This is a genomic window from Draconibacterium orientale (genome assembly GCF_900111425.1).
GTDB classification, from domain to species: Bacteria; Bacteroidota; Bacteroidia; order Bacteroidales; family Prolixibacteraceae; genus Draconibacterium; species Draconibacterium orientale.
In genome coordinates, this window is the sequence record NZ_FOHT01000014.1 from 19,057 (window position 1) to 37,531 (window position 18,475).

The window sequence follows — 18,475 nt, forward strand, 5'->3', positions numbered from 1 at the left end:
ACTAATAAATGAGAAATGTTATGAAAAAAATAATATATTATTTGATTGCAGTTTTATTGCTTTGGGGGTGCGAAGATTTTCTGAGCATGGATCCGCTTACTGATAAAACGTCAGCCAACTTTCCTCAAACAGCAGACGATGCTGAACAAATGATGGCTGGAATTTACACTATAATGAACAATATACAGAGTCAGGTCGACCGAAGCCCATTCTTCATTTGGGAAGTTGCAAGCGACGAAAAGCTTGGTGGTGGAGGAATGAATGATATTCAGGCACAGTCGTATGAAACCTTCCAGTTCTCGGACAATGAAATGTTGTTAAATTCCTGGAGTGTTTTGTATCAGGGAATACACAGGGCCAACTTTGCTATAGAGAATATGCCGTTGCTCGGAGATGAGGTTGTTAGTCCTGAAAAAAAGGCCCAGTTTACCGGAGAAGCAATGTTTCTACGCGCCTGGTACTATTACCAGTTAAATACGGTTTTCGACGAAGTTCCACTGAAAATTACCACTGAAAATGTGAATTTGCCCGCAGCTTCTGTTGATGAAATTTACGGACAAATTGCTTCTGACCTGAAAAATGCCATTGAAATGCTTCCGAATGTACCCTACAGCCAAACCCAGCAGGGAAGAATAACTAAATGGGCTGCACAAGCCTTAATGGCCCGGGTATTTCTTTTTTATACCGGTTTCTATAACAAAAATGATATCGCATTACCGGAAAGCGGAAGCGTTACAAAACAAAACGTTATTACATGGCTGGAAGATTGCTATGCGAATAGTGGTCATTCTTTGGTCGATGATTTTCATGAACTTTGGCCTTATACCAATTCATTGTCAATAAATGATTATCAATACATTCAGGATTACATGGCAGAAACAGGCAAGAGTCTCACTTATGCAAGTGATAATGGCGCCAGAAATCCGGAATCAGTTTTTGTTCTTCAGTTCTCAAATTTTGCAGGATGGGGTATTGACAGAGGTTATTCTAACACCTACCAGTTATTTTATGCTTTAAGAGGGCTACAGAATCTTGAAAATACCTATCCGTTTGCCGGTGGCTGGGGACAAGGCAACTCCGTGCCGGAGTCGTTGGTTGAGCAATGGGAACAAGACGAGCCCGACGATGTAAGACTTTGGGCTTCTGTAATGGATATTGAGAAAGAAGTTGTTCCATTAGGCTATCAAAGAGGACAATGGGACTTTGTTCTCGAAAGTAATTACTGGGGTAAAAAGTACAATGGAGTTACTGCCAGAGGAAGTGATGGTAATTTGAAAAATGATTATGGCGTAATTATGTATGGAACATCTGACAACAATCAGCTGTCTCATACCGATGACTTGGTCTATATCCGTTTTGCTGATGTCCTTCTCATGTTGTCAGAGCTGAAAGAAGATGCAACATATATGAATGAAGTAAGAGAACGTGCTGATTTGCCTCCTGTTACCTATTCATTAGAGAATATTCAGAAAGAAAGACAGCATGAATTGGCATTTGAAGGCATAAGATGGAATGATATGAGGCGCTGGGGTGACAGTTACACGAAAACTGCCCTGGAATCACAGGTAGGAGTAGCAGTTTATAACTTTGGAGCTCCAGCTACACATTCAGCCTTACATCCTGACGGATACAGTTCACGCTACGATGCAACAAAAGGCTTCTTCCCAATTCCTCAGAGTCAAATCGACCTTTCCGAAGGCTTACTCGAACAGAATGAAGGGTATAGTCAGTCAGGAGAAGGATTGTATAGAGGTTGGCAAAATTAACCGGAGAAAGCGATATGGTTAGTGAAAAAAACATTATGTGATAAGAATTTTGCCTACAAATAATTAAGAACTTGATTCTTTATATAGCATTGTAATTATATGATTTAATTATAAAAAGCGTCACCAGTATGGTGGCGCTTTTTTTATAACAGGCTTTGCATTCATTTGAGATCAACCGGCTAAATTCCCTCAATTTATCTAAAATTAGAAACAGAATATCCATAATCAGAGGTTCATCTACCCCCCGATGCATAATTTTACCTAAACCAAAACCATAAGACCAGAATGTTGTGTGTAATAGTAAAATGTACAGACAAAATGATTTCCGAGATAGTATCATTCAATATAAAATCGAAGCAGCAGGCCACTATGTTGTTGAAAGAACACCAGAAGTGAGGTAGTGCAGAAATTATAAACCTTATAGAATCTAATTAAAAGAACTTAACAATATCATGAAAAAAATTACTTCCTTATTACTTCCAATTTTTGTAATCATTTTCAGTTTTGGAGTACATGCTCAGGTTGAACAGGCTCCGGCCGGATTCGACGTATTGCAAAATTCCATCGCACATGGAAAAATAGACACAGTGGTGTACACCTCAAAAACAGTAGGTACTGAACGAACCACGCTGGTTTATACCCCTCCCGGCTATTCGGCCGAAAAAAGCTACCCGGTTCTTTACCTTTTGCACGGAATTGGCGGCGACGAATTTGAATGGCTGAACGGTGGCCATCCCGAGATTATATTAGATAACCTGTATGCCGAAGGAAAAGTGGAGCCTATGATTGTGGTGCTACCAAACGGGCGTGCCATGAAAGACGACAGAGCTGAAGGTAATATTATGGCTCCGGATAAAGTACAGGCTTTTGCCACTTTTGAAAAAGATCTTTTGAATGATTTAATTCCTTTTATAGAAAATAAATACCCTGTTATTGCAGATCGTGAACACCGCGCCATTGGCGGTTTGTCGATGGGAGGCGGACAGTCGTTGAACTTCGGGCTCGGAAACCTCGATGTGTTTGCCTGGGTTGGCGGATTTTCTTCGGCACCCAATACCAAACAACCTGCTGAGTTGGTTCCCAATCCAGAAGAAGCCAAAAAGCAACTGAACCTGCTGTTTATTTCGTGTGGCGATAAAGACGGACTGATTAGTTTTAGCAAGCGAACACACGATTATATGAGCGAAAATGATATTCCTCACTATTACTATGTGATTCCCGACGGTCAACACGACTTTAACGTTTGGAAGGATAGCTTGTATAATTATGCGCAGTTGCTGTTTAAGTAGCCAGTCAATGTGCCGCACAAATATTAACCGAATAAAAAAGTAGAATAAATCGATCCATTAAAATGAAGAAAAGAAATTTCAGAAAAAGTTTAACTGCTCAGCTAATTGCTTTAGCCATGTTGTTTTCATTCGTTGCAAGTGGTGCTCAGCCCACAAAAAAAGCTAAAAGCACAAATTCACCTGTGTTTTCCAATTTTGTATATCAGGGCGATGATGATGTATATAAAAAATACCCCTTGGAAGAAGGAGAGTTTTATAGCCCGATTTTGCAGGGCTGTTATCCCGATCCGGCAATAACGCGCAAAGGCGACGATTATTATTTGGTTTGTTCGTCGTTCGCCATGTTTCCGGGCGTTCCGATTTTCCACTCAAAAGACCTGGTAAACTGGACCGACTTGGGAGGCGTACTCGATAATCCTGAAACATTCGATACACACGATTGTGGCATTAGTGCAGGTGTTTATGCTCCGGGTATTACGTACAACCCGTATAACGATACATTTTATATGATTACCACCGCATTTACAGGTGGTTTGAATAACATTATCGTAAAAACAAAAGACCCTAAAAAAGGGTGGGGCGACCCGATTAAGCTGGCTTTCGGTGGTATCGATCCATCGATTTTTTTCGACGACGATGGTAAAGCATATATCGTGCATAACGATGCGCCCGATCCTGGAAAAGAATTGTACAACGGTCACCGTGTAATCAAAATCTGGGAATACGATGTGGAGAAGGATCAGGTTATTGAAGGAACCGATAAAATAATTGTTGACGGTGGTGTTGATTTGTCCAAAAAACCAATCTGGATTGAAGCACCGCACCTGTACAAAAAAGATGGAAAATACTTCCTGATGTGCGCCGAAGGTGGAACAGGCGGCTGGCACAGCGAAGTTATCTTTAAAAGCGACAGCCCGAAAGGACCATTTATTCCTGCGCCAAGTAATCCGATTTTAACGCAGCGCCATTTTCCGAGAGAAAGAGAGAATAAAGTGGATTGGGCCGGTCATGCCGATATTATTGAAGGACCAAATGGCCAGTGGTACGGCGTGTTTTTGGCTGTTCGACCTAACGAAGAGCAACGCGTAAATACAGGCCGCGAAACCTTTATTTTACCGGTCGACTGGTCGGGAGAATTTCCGGTGTTTGTTAACGGGCTTGTTCCCCTGGAGCCCAAACTGGATATGCCAAAAGGTGTAGAGAATAAAACGGGCAAGGACGGCTTTTCCCCGAATGGAAACTTTACTTATGAAGAAGATTTTTCGTCTGACAATTTGGATAAGCGCTGGATTGGCTTGCGCGGACCTCGCGAAGCTTTCATCGAAAAAGCAAAAAACGGTATTCAGATAAATCCGTTTGAAGCGAATGTAAAAGAGGTAAAACCAACTTCTACTTTGTTTTATCGTCAAATGCACAACAGCTTCTCGTATGCTGCTACCCTTGATTATAAGCCTGAATCGGAGAAAGATTTGGCAGGAATCGTGGCCTTGCAGAGCGAAAATGCAAACTATGTATTTGGCGTTACCAAACAAGGTGACGACTATGTATTGGTTTTACAACGCAATTTTAAACGACGTTTCCGTGGTGAAATGGACTCAAAAGTAATTGCAAGCACAAAAATCGAACTCAGCCAACCGCTGCGTTTGCAGGTTTCGGCAAAAGGCGATAAGTACGAATTTTCGTATTCTACCAACGGTGCCGATTTTGTGCGCCTGGGAGAAACTGTTTCGGGCGATATTCTTTCTACCGATGTAGCAGGTGGTTTTACAGGTTGTTTACTCGGATTGTATGCAACTTCGGCTAACGATGCCATTCCTGAATAGGACCATAAATTTGTATGAATAAATAGTTCTGGTGTTGGGCCAAAGTTCGTCTTTGGCTCATCGCCGGAATAGGTTTTTTAGAAAGGCAGTTTAATACTTAACTAAACAAGATGCAAACCAATAAAATTATATCAACCGGACTAATCCTGTTGTTTTCTGTTGCAGCTTTGGCACAACAAATGACTGTAGTATCTCCCAATCAGAAACTTAAAGTTGAGCTTTCGCAATCAGAAAACAGCGCGTTTTCAGCATGGTTTTTAAAAGTAGATTACCGGGCTGATGAAGATTTTACTTCCGTTCTCCCAAAAATCGATTTGGGTTTACTTCGCAACGATCAGGATTTTTCAAAGAAATTGCGCCTTACAAAAGTTGAATCAATCCAATTAATTACCGAAGAATATACCGCCTTACACGGAAAACGTTTGCAGCGAAAAAATACGGCCAACGAAATTACCTTCTGCTTCGAGAATGAAAATAAATCGAAGCTGAACGTAGTTGTTCGGGCCTGGAACGATGGAGTTACTTTTCGTTACGAATTTCCTGAAAAAGAAGGGGCTTTTGTTATTCAGGATGAGTTAACCGCCTATACCATTCCCAATAAAACAAAGCGCTGGCTCGAAGAATTTGACCTTTCAAATGAACGGCTTTATGCCAACAGCGACAGTGCTTCGGTTCAGCAAAACTGGTCGTACCCGGCACTTTTCGAAAGCCCGGAAACGGCTTGTTGGTACCTCATTCATGAAGCCGATGTGGATAGAACGTACTGTGCAACAAAACTGAGCAACTACAGTGTTGCCGAACAATATAAAGTTACGCTTCCGCATCCCGGAGAAGGCGAGGGCGAAGCTTTGCCACAGATTACATTGCCCTGGAAATCGCCCTGGCGCGTAATTGTTATCGGCAGTTTGGCCGATGTGGTTGAATCAACGCTGGTTGATGATGTGTCGAAACCTTCAGTTCTTGAAAACACCGATTGGGTAAAACCCGGTGTGGCTTCGTGGAATTACTGGTCGCATAACCACGGAACAAAAGATTTTAAAACCGTTTGCGAATTTGCCGATCTGGCTGCCGAAATGAACTGGCCATACACATTGCTCGATTGGGAATGGGACCAGATGGGAAATGGCGGTAACCTGGAAGATGCGCTCGAGTATATTCATGCGCTGGGCATTAAACCGCTGATGTGGTATAATTCGGGCATGTTTAAGTGGATTACTTCAACTCCTGTCGACCGGATGAAAACGCATGAAAACCGGATGGAAGAATTTGCCAAACTAAATAAACTGGGAGTTTACGGAGTGAAAATTGATTTCTTTTTAAGCGAAAAGCAATACATGATCGACTACTACCTCGATATTTTAGAGGATGCTGCGCAGTTTAATATCATGGTTTATTTTCACGGCTGTTTGGTGCCGCGTGGCTGGCAGCGTACTTACCCGCACCTGATGACTTACGAGGGAGTTCGTGGTGCCGAATGGTACAACAATGGCCCGGAATTGACTGCTGCTGCGCCCGAACACAACAACGTATTGCCGTACACAAGAAATGTGGTCGGATCGATGGATTATACCCCGGTAACATTTACCAATTCGCAATATCCGCATATTACATCTTATGCACACGAGCTGGCATTAAGTGTTGTATTTGAATCGGGCATCCAGCATTTTGCCGATCGCCCCGAAGGATTTCAAAATTTACCCGATGCTGCACGTACCTTCTTAAAAGAAGTGCCGGTGGTTTGGGACGAAACAAAATTGCTTGATGGTTATCCCGGTAAATTTACCGTAATCGCGCGCAAAAAAGCCGAAAACTGGTACGTTGGCGGCATTAATTCAGATGGAAGAAGAGAAAGACATCAATCGCTTGATTTTGATTTTTTGCCCGACGGGAAAAAATTCAGGTTAACCCTAATTACTGACGGAGAACACGATACCGTTTTTTCAACGCAATACATGGTGGTTGATAACACCAGTTCTATAAATGTGAAAATGCTTCGCAGAGGCGGTTTTGCCGCTGTGCTTAAACCTATTAACGACTGATTTTCAAAAGAAAATGATTACAAATAGTATCAAAAAAACGATTTTGCTTGTGGCCATAACGCTGGGCGTATTTTCAGCATGGGCCCAACAATACCCCTATCAAAACCCCGAATTAAGTTCGGAAGAACGTGCAAAAGATTTGGTTTCGCGATTAACGCTCGAAGAAAAGGCGATATTGATGTGCGACCAGTCGGATGCTATTCCGAGGCTCGGGATTAAAAAATTTAACTGGTGGAGCGAAGCTTTACATGGTTACGCCAACAACGATAATGTAACCGTTTTTCCGGAACCCATTGGAATGGCGGCATCGTTTAACGACGAATTGCTGCTTGAAATTTACGATGCTGTTTCGGATGAAGGACGGGCCAAATACAACGAATGGATCAACGCCGGAAACGAAAACAAACGTTTTCTGAGCCTTTCAGTGTGGACGCCAAACGTTAACATTTTCCGCGATCCGCGCTGGGGACGTGGCCAGGAAACCTATGGCGAAGATCCATATTTAACTTCCAGAATGGGCGTTTCGGTAGTAAAAGGATTGCAGGGGCCGGCCGATGCCAAATACCGGAAACTGCTGGCTTGTGCCAAACACTTTGCCGTGCACTCGGGGCCGGAATGGAGCCGCCACGAGCTTAACCTCAATAACATTAGTCCGCGAGAATTGTACGAAACCTATTTACCCGCCTTTAAAGCACTGGTTCAGGATGCCGATGTGCGCCAGGTAATGTGTGCCTATCAGCGCCTCGACGATGAACCTTGTTGCGGAAGTACCCGGCTGTTGCAACGCATTTTGCGCGACGAATGGGGCTATCAGTACATGGTAGTTTCGGATTGCGGCGCGGTTACCGATTTTTTTACCACACACAATGTGTCGTCCGATGCGGTGCATGCTGCCTCAAAAGCTGTTTTGGCTGGTACCGATGTGGAATGTGTGTGGGAGAATTATCCGTTTATGAATCTTCCCGAAGCGGTTGACCGTGACCTGATAAAAGAAGAAGATATCAATAAAAGTGTAGTGCGTTTGTTAACCGGGCGTTTTGATCTGGGCGATTTCGACGACGATGCCATTGTGCCTTACGCTCAGATTCCGCCATCGGTTTTAAACAACGAGAAACACCGCCAACTTGCACTCGACATGGCCCGGCAAACCCTGACTCTTCTTCAGAATAAAAATAAGGTGTTGCCTTTATCAAAGAAGTCAAAGAAAATTGCTGTGATTGGCCCCAACGCCAACGACGAGCCTATGTTGTGGGGAAATTACAACGGTACACCGGTGCGTACCATTTCAATTCTGGAAGGCATAAAAACCAAACTTCCTGAGCGCAACATTGTGTACGATAAAGCTTGTGATTTGGTAGAAGATAAAGTCACCGAAAGTTATTTCGACCAATGTAGTTTTGAAGGCTTACCGGGAATTAAGGCAAGGTACTGGAACAACCCCGACCGAAAAGGAGAGGTGGTAACAACTGACCAAATTGTAAATCCGATTAAAAAGACCACAGCCGGACAGCACGAATTTGCTTCGGGTGTTAAGCTTGAAGGTTTTTCGGCCGTTTATGAAACGGAGTTTGTCGCCAAATCGAGCGAAGAAATTGTGTTTAAAGGTGGTGCCACCGGACATTATGAATTGCTGGTAAATGGCGAAACAATTTCGGAGTACGACAACTGGCGGACACTTTCTTCTCGAATTCCTTACCCGGTGGAGGCCGGGAAAAAATACAAAATAGAAATCCGCTACGCACAATTAAATAACTGGCAGGCCAATATCGAATTCAACTTTGGAAAAGAAGTGGATGTGGATTATACCGAACTCATCAAAAAACTACACGGTATTGAAATCGTGGTGTTTGTTGGCGGGCTTTCCGGAAACCTGGAGGGCGAAGAAATGCCGGTTTCGTATCCCGGTTTTAAAGGAGGCGACCGCACAAATATAGATCTTCCTGCGGTTCAGCGAAACTGTTTGAAAGCTTTAAAAGAGGCTAGCAAAAAAGTGGTTTTTGTAAACTGCTCAGGTTCTGCAATCGCTTTAACACCCGAAACCGAAACCTGCGATGCTATCCTTCAGGCCTGGTATGCCGGCGAATCGGGCGGACAGGCCATCGCCGATGTGCTTTTTGGCGATTACAATCCTTCGGGAAAACTGCCTGTTACTTTCTACAAAAGTTCTGATCAGCTGAACGATTTTGAAGACTATTCGATGAAAGGACGCACTTACCGCTACATGGAAGATGCCTTGTTTGCCTTTGGTCATGGCCTCAGTTATACCGATTTTGTGATTGGTGAAGCCAGCCTAAGCAAATCAACGATCAGTGCAAATGAAAGCATTCAAATAACAGTTCCGGTTGCCAATAAAGGAACTTACGACGGAACAGAAATCGTTCAGGTGTACGTGCGTAAAGTAGATGATATTGAAGGCCCCATTAAAACGTTGAAAGGCTTTAAACGCCTTGAAGTAGAAAAAGGAAAATCGAAAGATGCCGTGATTGATTTACCGCCATCTTCTTTCGAATTTTACGATTGGGCACAACGCGAAATGACTGTTACACCGGGAGAATACGAGATTTTTTACGGCACCAGTTCGGATAAAAAAGATTTGAAGACTTTAAAAGTGAATATACTTTAGAAAATACCGCAGATGATGAATTCAAAACAAAAAATACTTACAAGCTTTATTGCACTTACGCTGTTTTTTTCAGCGCATGTTTTTGGGCAAAATCCCATCGTTCAAACCTATTACACTGCCGACCCGGCACCGATGGTACACGATGGAACTGTGTATTTATATACAAGCCACGATGAGGATTCAACCGTAAATAACTTTTTTACTATGTACGACTGGCGTTGTTATTCGTCAACCGATATGGTAAACTGGACCGATCATGGAGCAGTGGCTTCGCTGAAAGATTTTGCGTGGCTCGATAAAACAAATGGCGCTTGGGCCCCACAGTGCATCGGGCGTAACGGAAAGTTTTATCTGTACGTTCCCATTCACGGAGAAGGCATTTCGGTGCTGGTAGCCGATTCGCCAACCGGCCCCTTTACCGATCCGCTCGGAAAACGATTAATTGAAACGGATCATATCTGGCAGGACATTGATCCTACCGCGTTTGTCGACGATGATGGACAGGCTTACCTCTACTGGGGAAATCCAAAGTTGTGGTACGTAACGTTAAACGACGATATGATTTCATACGACCAAAGCATTGGGCAAAACGGAGTAGTTTCTGTTGAAATGACTACCGAAGCGTTTGGTTCGCACAAAGGCCGCGATGGTAAACCCGGCCCTTCTTACACCGAAGGCCCGTGGTTTTACAAACGCAACAATTTGTACTACATGGTGTATGCCGCTGCCGGAATTCCCGAATACATTGCTTATTCCACAGCTCCTTCAGCTGAAGGGCCCTGGACTTATCGTGGATTTATTATGGAACGGGCACCACACCTGGCTTTTACAAACCATGCCGGAATTATTGATTTTAAAGGGAAGTCGTATTTCATTTATCACGATCAGGCTTTGTCGGTTAACCAGGGCTTTAAACGTTCGGTTAGTATTGAGGCCTTCGAATACAATCCCGACGGAACTATTCCTGTAATTGTTCCCACAAAAGAAGGTGTTACCGAAAGTGTTGAAAACCTGAATCCGTTTAAACGTGTGGAGGCCGAAACCATCGCCTGGTCGGAAGGATTAAAAACCAAATCGGATGAAACGCTTGGGGTTTATGTCAGCAACATCGATAACAACGATTTCATAAAAATTCGAAGTGTAGATTTTGCTAAAGGCGCTAAAAAGTTTTCCGCAAGTGTGGCTACTGCTAAATCAGGAAGCATCGAAATACGTATCGATAAAATAGACGGAGAATTATTGGGAACTCTTGCTGTTCCCGGCACCGGAGGCAAACAAAACTGGAAAACACTTTCAACCAAAATAAAAGAGGCCAAAGGTGTACACGATGTTTACCTGGTTTTTAAAGGAGATGACAAAGGCTTATTCAGTTTTGATTGGTGGCAATTCAAATAATATTGGGAAAGTGACCTGTAAAATATAAAACGAAGCAAAAACAGACAGAGGATATTTAGATGAAGAAGAGTATAGTGTGGTGTGTGGTGTTGATGATTTTTATGCCAATAAATCAATTGTTGGCATGGGAGGGAATGCCTATGCCAAAACTTCATGTTGAAGGGCGTTATTTGAAAGATTCTACCGGGCACATTGTAAATCTGCATGGATTTGCACAAACCTATTCGCCCTGGTTTAACGAGCAAAATACGCAATGGAACAACTACGATGTTCAGGCGTGCTTAACCTACAATCAGCAAATTATCGATGATATTTCAACCGCCGGATGGGAAATGAACTTTGTTCGTTTACACATGGATCCATACTGGAGCAATACTCCCGGTTGTTCGGGACGATACGAAGGCGAAGAGTGTTTTAGCGAAACGCGTTTTGTAAAATACCTCGACGAAGTTTTTGTACCCATGGCCGAATATGCAGTTACAAAGGGGCTGTATGTGGTTATGCGGCCTCCCGGTGTATGTCCCGAAGACATCGAAATTGGTGGTGTTTACCAGGAATATCTGCTGAAGGTTTGGGACATTGTTGCGCAACATCCTAAATTGAAAAATAATCCGAACATCATGTTCGAGTTGGCCAACGAACCAATTCATATACTTGGTCCTGAGGGAACATACGGATCAGGAACGCAGGGGCATTTCGATAACCTGAAAACCTATTTTCAGGCCATTGTTGATACCATTCGGGCCAGTGCAGATAATATTCTTTGGATACCGGGGCTGGGTTATCAGTCGCAATATTCGGGGTATGCCATTAATCCGATCGAAGGCGAAAATATTGGTTATGCCGTTCACGTTTATCCGGGCTGGTTTAACAGCGGAAACGGATACGAGCCTTTCCAACGAGGCTGGGACGAGCAGGTTCAGCCGGTGGCCGACTTTGCCCCGGTAATGGTAACTGAAATGGATTGGGCACCGGAGAAATATGAATCGTCGTGGGGAAAAGATATTACCGGTACTGCGGGCGGCGAAGGTTTTGGTGCCAACTTCAAAAAAATTACCGATGAATGTGGCAATGTAAGCTGGTTGCTTTTTACGGATCCCAATTTACTGGCCGATTTTACAGGCATTGCTCCGGCAGCCGGCGAAGAATATACGTTTTTGAACGATCCTGAAGCGTGCCCCTGGCCAATTTATCAGTGGTTTAAGGACTACAGACAGGAATACGATTTTGAAGGGGCATCAACTGATTATTTAACACTTACCGATCTGATTGTTGAAAATGGTGAGTCCTTATCGGTGATGACGAGCAGTTCAACAAGTTTAACAGTAAATGCTGTTTTTGCTGATGGACACACGGAGAATATCAGCTCTCTTGCAGAATACACAATTGACAAACCCGAAATTGTGCAGGCGTTTAGGGGCCGGATTCATGCCCTGAAAGATGGTGACGCAAACATTACGATTTCTTACACCGGACCGGGCGGAAACAAAATGCAGGCAACAGTGCAGGTTAATGCCAGCACATTTCCGTTAACCAACGAGGTGTTTAACCCCAATATCTGGGAAAACGGCACCTTCGACGAAACAACCGGAACGCTCGTTACCGGGCAATATGGTTTTGGAGGCTGGTACTACAGTAGCGGTGTCGATCTTTCAAACTATAAATACCTGGTAGTAAAACTGGGAAATGCAAATGCCTGTGGTTTTTCGTTCCGTTTATACGATGAAAACAGCTACTGGACAACACCCGGAATATTTGATATTGGTAACGAAGACCAGGTAGTGGTTTCGCTCAACAATATGTACAAAGACGGAACAACCACTAAAATGGATCCGTCGCAAATTTATTACGTTGGTTTCTGGTCAAGTGGTGGTTGCCCGCTAGTCATTGATGATGTTTACCTCACTAACGACGAAAATTACGCAAAACCTACCGGAATAGATGATCTTTTCCCGATCGATTCAGAACCCGAATTTATTGACGTTTACACCATTACCGGTGCAAGAATACGTTCGCAGGTAAAACGCTCTCAGGCAACAAAAGGGCTAAAAGAAGGGATTTATATTGTTGGCAGAAAGAAAGTTGTTGTGGTAGGAAACAATTAAAACATAAGCTTATGAACTTTAACTATTTTAAAAATATAGCAGGAACAGTAACCCTCGCGCTGCTGCTTGTTATTGCTGTAAATGGTTTTGCTCAGAACGGCAATTCTGATGAAAACGAAAGCATTTACCGTGATTTTAAAACCGAATTGATGTGGAAAGCCAATGTGAAAATTGGTACCATGATAAATGTTGGCGAAAGTAAACGCGGAACACGTCGTGTGATTCCGATTACCGGTGGCACATTTAGCGGACCAAAAATAAAAGGCGAAGTTTTGCCCGGCGGGGAAGACTGGCAGTTGGTTCGCCCCGATGGCGATACCGAGCTGTATGCCCGTTATTTAATGAAAACTGATGACGGCACGGTATTTCAGATTCTAAACAAAGCATTAATGCATGCTCCTGCACCAAGAGAAGAAGGTGGCTTTTATGTGAAATCGGTAATCGACATTGAAGCGCCCGTAGAAAGTCCGTACGACTATTTAAACCACGCCATATTTTTAGGAACACTCGAAATGCCCCAGTTAAAACCCAACGAAGCGCCTTATGTGATTATTGGGGTTTACAAAGTGTTGTGAAAAAAGTGGGGATAGTCGGGAGTTATGGGTAATAGAACGAAAATGCAAATATTGATAAAAAGACATATAGAAAGTGGAGTGATAATAGAAAGAGAAAAATGTTTAAAATCTCTTTCTGAGTCTGGACTTATTATTACAGATACTGAGAATATGTGTTTTAAGGGGAAACATAATCTCACAACTGACATGAGGCAAAATTGGAGAAAACTGTTTTATATTTCTTTGCAAGGACAAGTTCAAATTGATAATAACAATGGTATAATCAAGTGGTATTTGAATATTGACTCAATAATTTTAAAAATACTTTTAACATGGGGTATTACAACGATTGGAATGATACTCCTCATCCAAATAGGATGGAAAAGCGCACTATTTGCTGGAGCAATAATTGGGTTCATACTTTTTGTTATAAATCGAATTAGTGCAGGTAGCCAAATCGATATGATTACTGAGAAATTAAAAAAGAATTAAACTACAGTTCAACAAATTGTAATATGGCAGGCGGGATTTCAGCGGTCTGGCAAGTCAAACCTTGCGCCCGCTTTCCTGCGGGTCTGACAGGATTTCACTTCGACATCCCGCCTGACCATTTACAAGTGACCGGTAAAGTAAGAACTAAAGAACAGATTAAACCATGAATAAACTTTTATACATATTGCTAATTGTATCAGTTGTAATCACTGATACGAAGCATTTGTGTGCCCAAACAAAACTGTATTCCAATGAATTTCCTTTAAGCGACGTTCAACTGCTGGATGGCCCGTTTAAAAAAGCACGCGACCTGAATATAGAGGTTTTGTTGCAATACGATGCCGATCGCTTTCTGGCACCCTACCGCAAAGAAGCCGGTTTGGATCCCCGCAAACCAACCTATCCGAACTGGGAAGGACTCGATGGCCATGTTGGCGGCCATTACTTGTCGGCTATGGCAATGAACTATGCGGCAACCGGTAACAAAGAGTGCAAGCGCCGAATGGATTACATGTTGAAAGAGTTAAAGGAATGTCAGGAAGCCAATGCGGTAAATAACCCGGAATGGGGCGTTGGCTATGCCGGCGGTTTCCCGAATAGCGCCAAACTTTGGTCAACATTTAAAAAAGGCGATTTTGGAGTGTATTTTGGTTCGTGGGCGCCCTTTTACAACCTGCATAAAATGTTTGCCGGTTTGCGCGATGCCTGGTTGTATGGCGAAAGCGAAGAGGCCAAAAATATGTTTCTGAAATTCTGCGACTGGGGAATTAACCTGACAGCAGATTTGTCGGATCAGCAGATGGAAACAATGCTGGGGATGGAACATGGCGGAATGAACGAAGTTTACGCAGATGCCTACCAGATTACCGGCGATGAAAAATACCTGACTGCTGCAAAGCGCTTTTCGCACCATAAATTCCTGGAGCCCTTATCAAATGATATCGATAATCTTGATAATCAGCACGCAAATACTCAAATTCCAAAATTTATTGGTTTCGGGCGTATTGCCGAGCTTAACAACGATGAACAATACCGTGAGGCGGCACGCTTCTCATGGGAAACCATTACCCAAAACCGTTCGCTGGCTTTTGGCGGAAACAGCCGCCGCGAGCACTTTCCAAGTGAAAGTTCGTGCATCGATTTTGTGCATGTAAACGACGGACCCGAGTCTTGCAATTCGTACAACATGCTCAAACTCACCGAAGATTTGTTTCGTATTTATCCCGAGGCGAAATATGCCGATTATTACGAACGTACCCTGTTCAATCACATTCTTTCCACACAACATCCCGAACATGGCGGCTATGTTTATTTTACGCCGGCGCGCCCGCGTCATTACCGTGTGTACTCGGCGCCAAACGAGGCCATGTGGTGCTGCGTTGGAACCGGAATGGAAAATCACGGACAGTACAATCGTTTTATTTATACGCATTCAGATGACGACTTGTACCTGAATTTGTTTGTGGCCTCGGAACTCAACTGGAAAGAAAAAGGCATTCAGCTAAAACAGGAAACAACATTTCCTTATTCAGAACAAACAAAACTTACCATAACAAAAGGTACTTCAGTGTTCCGTTTAAAAGTAAGGTATCCGGCTTGGGTAAAAAACGGAGCGCTGAATATTAAAGTAAACGGCGAAGCGCTTGAATATAATTCTCAACCTTCTTCCTACATCAATATCGACCGAACATGGAAAAAAGGCGATGAAGTAGTAATTGAATTGCCTATGCAAAGCACCATCGAGCATTTGCCAAATGTGACCGAATACATTGCTTTTATGCACGGGCCAATTCTGCTGGGAGCAAAAACCGGAACCGAAGATTTGAGAGGATTGATTGCTGACGATGGCCGCTGGGGACAATATTCAAGTGGTCAATATTTACCGGTCGACAAAGCACCAATTTTGGTGGAAGACGATATGGAGAACCTGGGCGACAAACTGGAGCCGGTTGATGGGAAGCCGCTTCATTTTAAGCTGAATGTGAAAATGGTGAATCCAATGGATTTAACACTTGAACCGTTTAGCCAGATTCACGATGCAAGATACATGATGTATTGGCTCGCTTTAACCAACGATGGTTACCAGGCATATGTGGATTCGCTTGCTGCTAACGAACAGGCCAAACTGGCCATCGAAAAGCGAACTGTTGATTATGTGGCTACCGGCGAACAACAACCTGAAACCGACCATGCCATGCAGCAGGAAAGATCAAGATCGGGAAATAACCAAAATCAATTTTACCGCGAAGCCGCAAGTGGCGGTTATTTCAGTTACGATTTTGCAACCAATTCCGAAACAAACCTGAGCCTCTTTGTGCGTTACTGGGGAGCAGAGTGGGGAGGCCGCAAATTCAATATTTATATCGACGATGAAAAGGTGGTAACCGAAGACAATACTGGTCGCTGGGAGATTTCCGCCTTTCAGGATATTGTGTATTCAATTCCCAATTCAATGGTAGAAGGTAAAAGCAATGTACGGATAAAGTTTGAAGCGCTTCCCGGAAATACAGCCGGTGCAGTGTATGAGATTCGCTTGTTACGGACTGAACTAAAAGACTAAGAAATTTGATTGAAAAATAAAATATAAGATCATGAAACGAGTCCCGAATTATCGGAGCGAGTTCCATGTTATACCTTTAAAACAAACAATTTTAACAGAATGAAAGGAGCATGGTCTAAGGAACACAAAAGGACATAAATAAATTGTCATGTGAGTTCCACGGGTATCGACCATCAAATATTAAGCAGATATCATATGTGTTTGAAATACAAAATAATAACTTAATTATATTCAAGTGAAAAAATACACTACTATTCTACTGATTCTTGTGCTGGTCGCCTTTCAAGCGGGTCTGGCGCAGGCACAAAAAGCTATTAATCCGGTTATTTATTCGGATGTACCCGATATGTCGATGATACGTGTTGGCGATAATTATTACATGAGTAGCACCACCATGCACATGGCGCCCGGCGTGCCCATTATGAAATCGACCGACCTGGTAAACTGGGAAATGGTAAGTTATGCTTACGATACACTTGGCGATGTTGATGCGCTTAATCTCGATAACGGCCAGCGTGCTTACGGAAAAGGTTCGTGGGCCAGCTGTATCCGTTCCCACAACAACAAATTTTATGTGTCAACCTTTTCAAGTACCACCGGAAAAACCTACATCTTTTCAACAAACGACATTGAAAAAGGTAAGTGGGAACAAATTTCGTTTCAGCCAAGTTTGCACGACCATACCCTGTTTTTCGACGACGATGGGAAAACTTACATCATCTGGGGAAATGGCAAATTAATGATGGCCGAACTGGAAGCTGATCTTTCAGGGGTGAAAGACGGTACCGAACAGGTATTACTTGAAAATGCCAGTGCTCCGGCCGGCGAAAATATAATGCTGGGTGCCGAAGGTTCGCAACTCTTTAAGGTGAATAACAAATATTACCTCTTCGATATTACCTGGCCGCGAGGCGGAATGCGCACGGTTGTTGTTCACCGGGCCGATAAAATTACAGGTCCCTGGGAAGGTCGTGTGGCCCTTCAGGACAAAGGCGTTGCACAGGGCGGTTTAATCGACACTCCCGATGGAAAATGGTTCGCTTACCTCTTCCGCGATAATGGCTCGGTAGGCCGCATTCCGTACCTGGTACCTGTAAAATGGGAAGACGGATGGCCTGTTTTGGGTGTTGATGGAAAAGTTCCCGATGAACTGGATTTACCGGCAAGCAAAGGTTTAATCCCCGGAATTGTAAACTCCGATGAATTTACCCGCAAAAAGAACGACGCTGATTTGCCGTTGGTTTGGCAATGGAACCACAACCCGGTAAATGAGCTTTGGTCGGTACACGACCGCAAAGGATACCTGCGATTGACTACCGGCCGCGTGGACGAAAGCTTTGTGTATGCAAGAAACACACTGACTCAGCGAACTTTTGGTCCCGTAAGTTCGGCCAATACTTTAATGGATGCTTCGAACATGAAAGATGGCGATTATACCGGATTGTGTGCTCTGCAAAGAAAGTACGGACAAGTGGGTGTAAAAATGACCGGCGGCGAGAAATTCATTTACATGATAAGCAACGAAACCGAAACACCGGTGGAATTGGAAAGTATTCCGCTAACACAAAACGAAGTGTATTTTAAAATCGACTGCGATTTCCGCGAACGAAAAGATATTGCCCGTTTTTATTACAGTCTCGACGGGAAAAACTGGACAGCAATTGGCGGCCCGCTAAAGATGGAATATACCCTGATGGAACATTTTATGGGCTATCGTTTTGGGCTGTTTAACTACGCTACGAAAAATACAGGAGGATACGTCGATTTCGATTATTTCAGAATCACTGATAAGATTTCAGCTGACACTCAGAATAAATAAACTGTATGAT

At 43.3% G+C, this 18,475-nt stretch carries 11 protein-coding genes; all 11 read left to right on the plus strand.

Annotation, left to right across the window (positions count from 1 at the left end; all coding sequences use genetic code 11):
• The first annotated feature begins 20 nt into the window (after window positions 1-20).
• Window positions 21-1,766: a RagB/SusD family nutrient uptake outer membrane protein gene (locus tag BMW53_RS09280; protein ID WP_038555107.1), complete on the plus strand. Its 1,746-nt coding sequence runs from the start codon at window positions 21-23 to the stop codon at window positions 1,764-1,766.
• 452 nt (window positions 1,767-2,218) lie between these two features.
• Window positions 2,219-3,055, plus strand: coding sequence for an alpha/beta hydrolase (locus BMW53_RS09285; RefSeq protein ID WP_038555104.1), 837 nt, complete (start codon window positions 2,219-2,221; stop codon window positions 3,053-3,055).
• Window positions 3,056-3,117: 62 nt separating this feature from the next.
• Window positions 3,118-4,878 carry a glycoside hydrolase family 43 protein gene (locus BMW53_RS09290; RefSeq protein ID WP_038555101.1) on the plus strand — a complete coding sequence of 587 codons (1,761 nt, stop codon included), beginning with the start codon at window positions 3,118-3,120 and terminating at the stop codon, window positions 4,876-4,878.
• 110 nt (window positions 4,879-4,988) lie between these two features.
• Window positions 4,989-6,917: a glycoside hydrolase family 97 protein gene (locus BMW53_RS09295; protein ID WP_038555098.1), complete on the plus strand. Its 1,929-nt coding sequence runs from the start codon at window positions 4,989-4,991 to the stop codon at window positions 6,915-6,917.
• Window positions 6,918-6,930: 13 nt separating this feature from the next.
• Window positions 6,931-9,540: a xylan 1,4-beta-xylosidase gene (gene xyl3A, locus BMW53_RS09300; RefSeq protein WP_174416365.1), complete on the plus strand. Its 2,610-nt coding sequence runs from the start codon at window positions 6,931-6,933 to the stop codon at window positions 9,538-9,540.
• Between the two features lie 12 nt (window positions 9,541-9,552).
• Window positions 9,553-10,935 (plus strand): glycoside hydrolase family 43 protein, encoded by a 1,383-nt coding sequence (locus BMW53_RS09305; RefSeq protein WP_245749031.1) that lies wholly within the window; start codon window positions 9,553-9,555, stop codon window positions 10,933-10,935.
• Window positions 10,936-10,994: 59 nt separating this feature from the next.
• Window positions 10,995-13,040, plus strand: a complete 2,046-nt coding sequence (locus BMW53_RS09310) for a glycoside hydrolase family 5 protein (protein ID WP_081804747.1) — start codon at window positions 10,995-10,997, stop codon at window positions 13,038-13,040.
• An 11-nt stretch (window positions 13,041-13,051) separates the two neighbouring features.
• On the plus strand, window positions 13,052-13,615 hold the full coding sequence (locus BMW53_RS09315) for a DUF3237 family protein (protein ID WP_051567544.1): 564 nt from the start codon (window positions 13,052-13,054) through the stop codon (window positions 13,613-13,615).
• 42 nt (window positions 13,616-13,657) lie between these two features.
• Entirely contained in the window at window positions 13,658-14,086 is a 429-nt protein-coding gene (locus BMW53_RS09320) for a hypothetical protein (protein ID WP_139178071.1), read from the plus strand.
• Between the two features lie 163 nt (window positions 14,087-14,249).
• Window positions 14,250-16,646 carry a glycoside hydrolase family 127 protein gene (locus BMW53_RS09325; RefSeq protein ID WP_038555091.1) on the plus strand — a complete coding sequence of 799 codons (2,397 nt, stop codon included), beginning with the start codon at window positions 14,250-14,252 and terminating at the stop codon, window positions 16,644-16,646.
• A gap of 235 nt (window positions 16,647-16,881) precedes the next feature.
• On the plus strand, window positions 16,882-18,465 hold the full coding sequence (locus BMW53_RS09330; RefSeq protein ID WP_038555088.1) for a glycoside hydrolase family 43 protein: 1,584 nt from the start codon (window positions 16,882-16,884) through the stop codon (window positions 18,463-18,465).
• The last annotated feature ends 10 nt before the right edge of the window (window positions 18,466-18,475 follow it).

Excerpts from the sequence above, each read along its gene's own strand:
- BMW53_RS09280 (WP_038555107.1), top strand. The coding sequence starts at position 21 with ATGAAAAAAATAATATATTATTTGATTGCAGTTTTATTGCTTTGGGGG.
- BMW53_RS09285 (WP_038555104.1), top strand. The coding sequence starts at position 2,219 with ATGAAAAAAATTACTTCCTTATTACTTCCAATTTTTGTAATCATTTTC.
- BMW53_RS09290 (WP_038555101.1), top strand. The coding sequence starts at position 3,118 with ATGAAGAAAAGAAATTTCAGAAAAAGTTTAACTGCTCAGCTAATTGCT.
- BMW53_RS09295 (WP_038555098.1), top strand. The coding sequence starts at position 4,989 with ATGCAAACCAATAAAATTATATCAACCGGACTAATCCTGTTGTTTTCT.
- xyl3A (WP_174416365.1), top strand. The coding sequence starts at position 6,931 with ATGATTACAAATAGTATCAAAAAAACGATTTTGCTTGTGGCCATAACG.
- BMW53_RS09305 (WP_245749031.1), top strand. The coding sequence starts at position 9,553 with ATGATGAATTCAAAACAAAAAATACTTACAAGCTTTATTGCACTTACG.
- BMW53_RS09310 (WP_081804747.1), top strand. The coding sequence starts at position 10,995 with ATGAAGAAGAGTATAGTGTGGTGTGTGGTGTTGATGATTTTTATGCCA.
- BMW53_RS09315 (WP_051567544.1), top strand. The coding sequence starts at position 13,052 with ATGAACTTTAACTATTTTAAAAATATAGCAGGAACAGTAACCCTCGCG.
- BMW53_RS09320 (WP_139178071.1), top strand. The coding sequence starts at position 13,658 with ATGCAAATATTGATAAAAAGACATATAGAAAGTGGAGTGATAATAGAA.
- BMW53_RS09325 (WP_038555091.1), top strand. The coding sequence starts at position 14,250 with ATGAATAAACTTTTATACATATTGCTAATTGTATCAGTTGTAATCACT.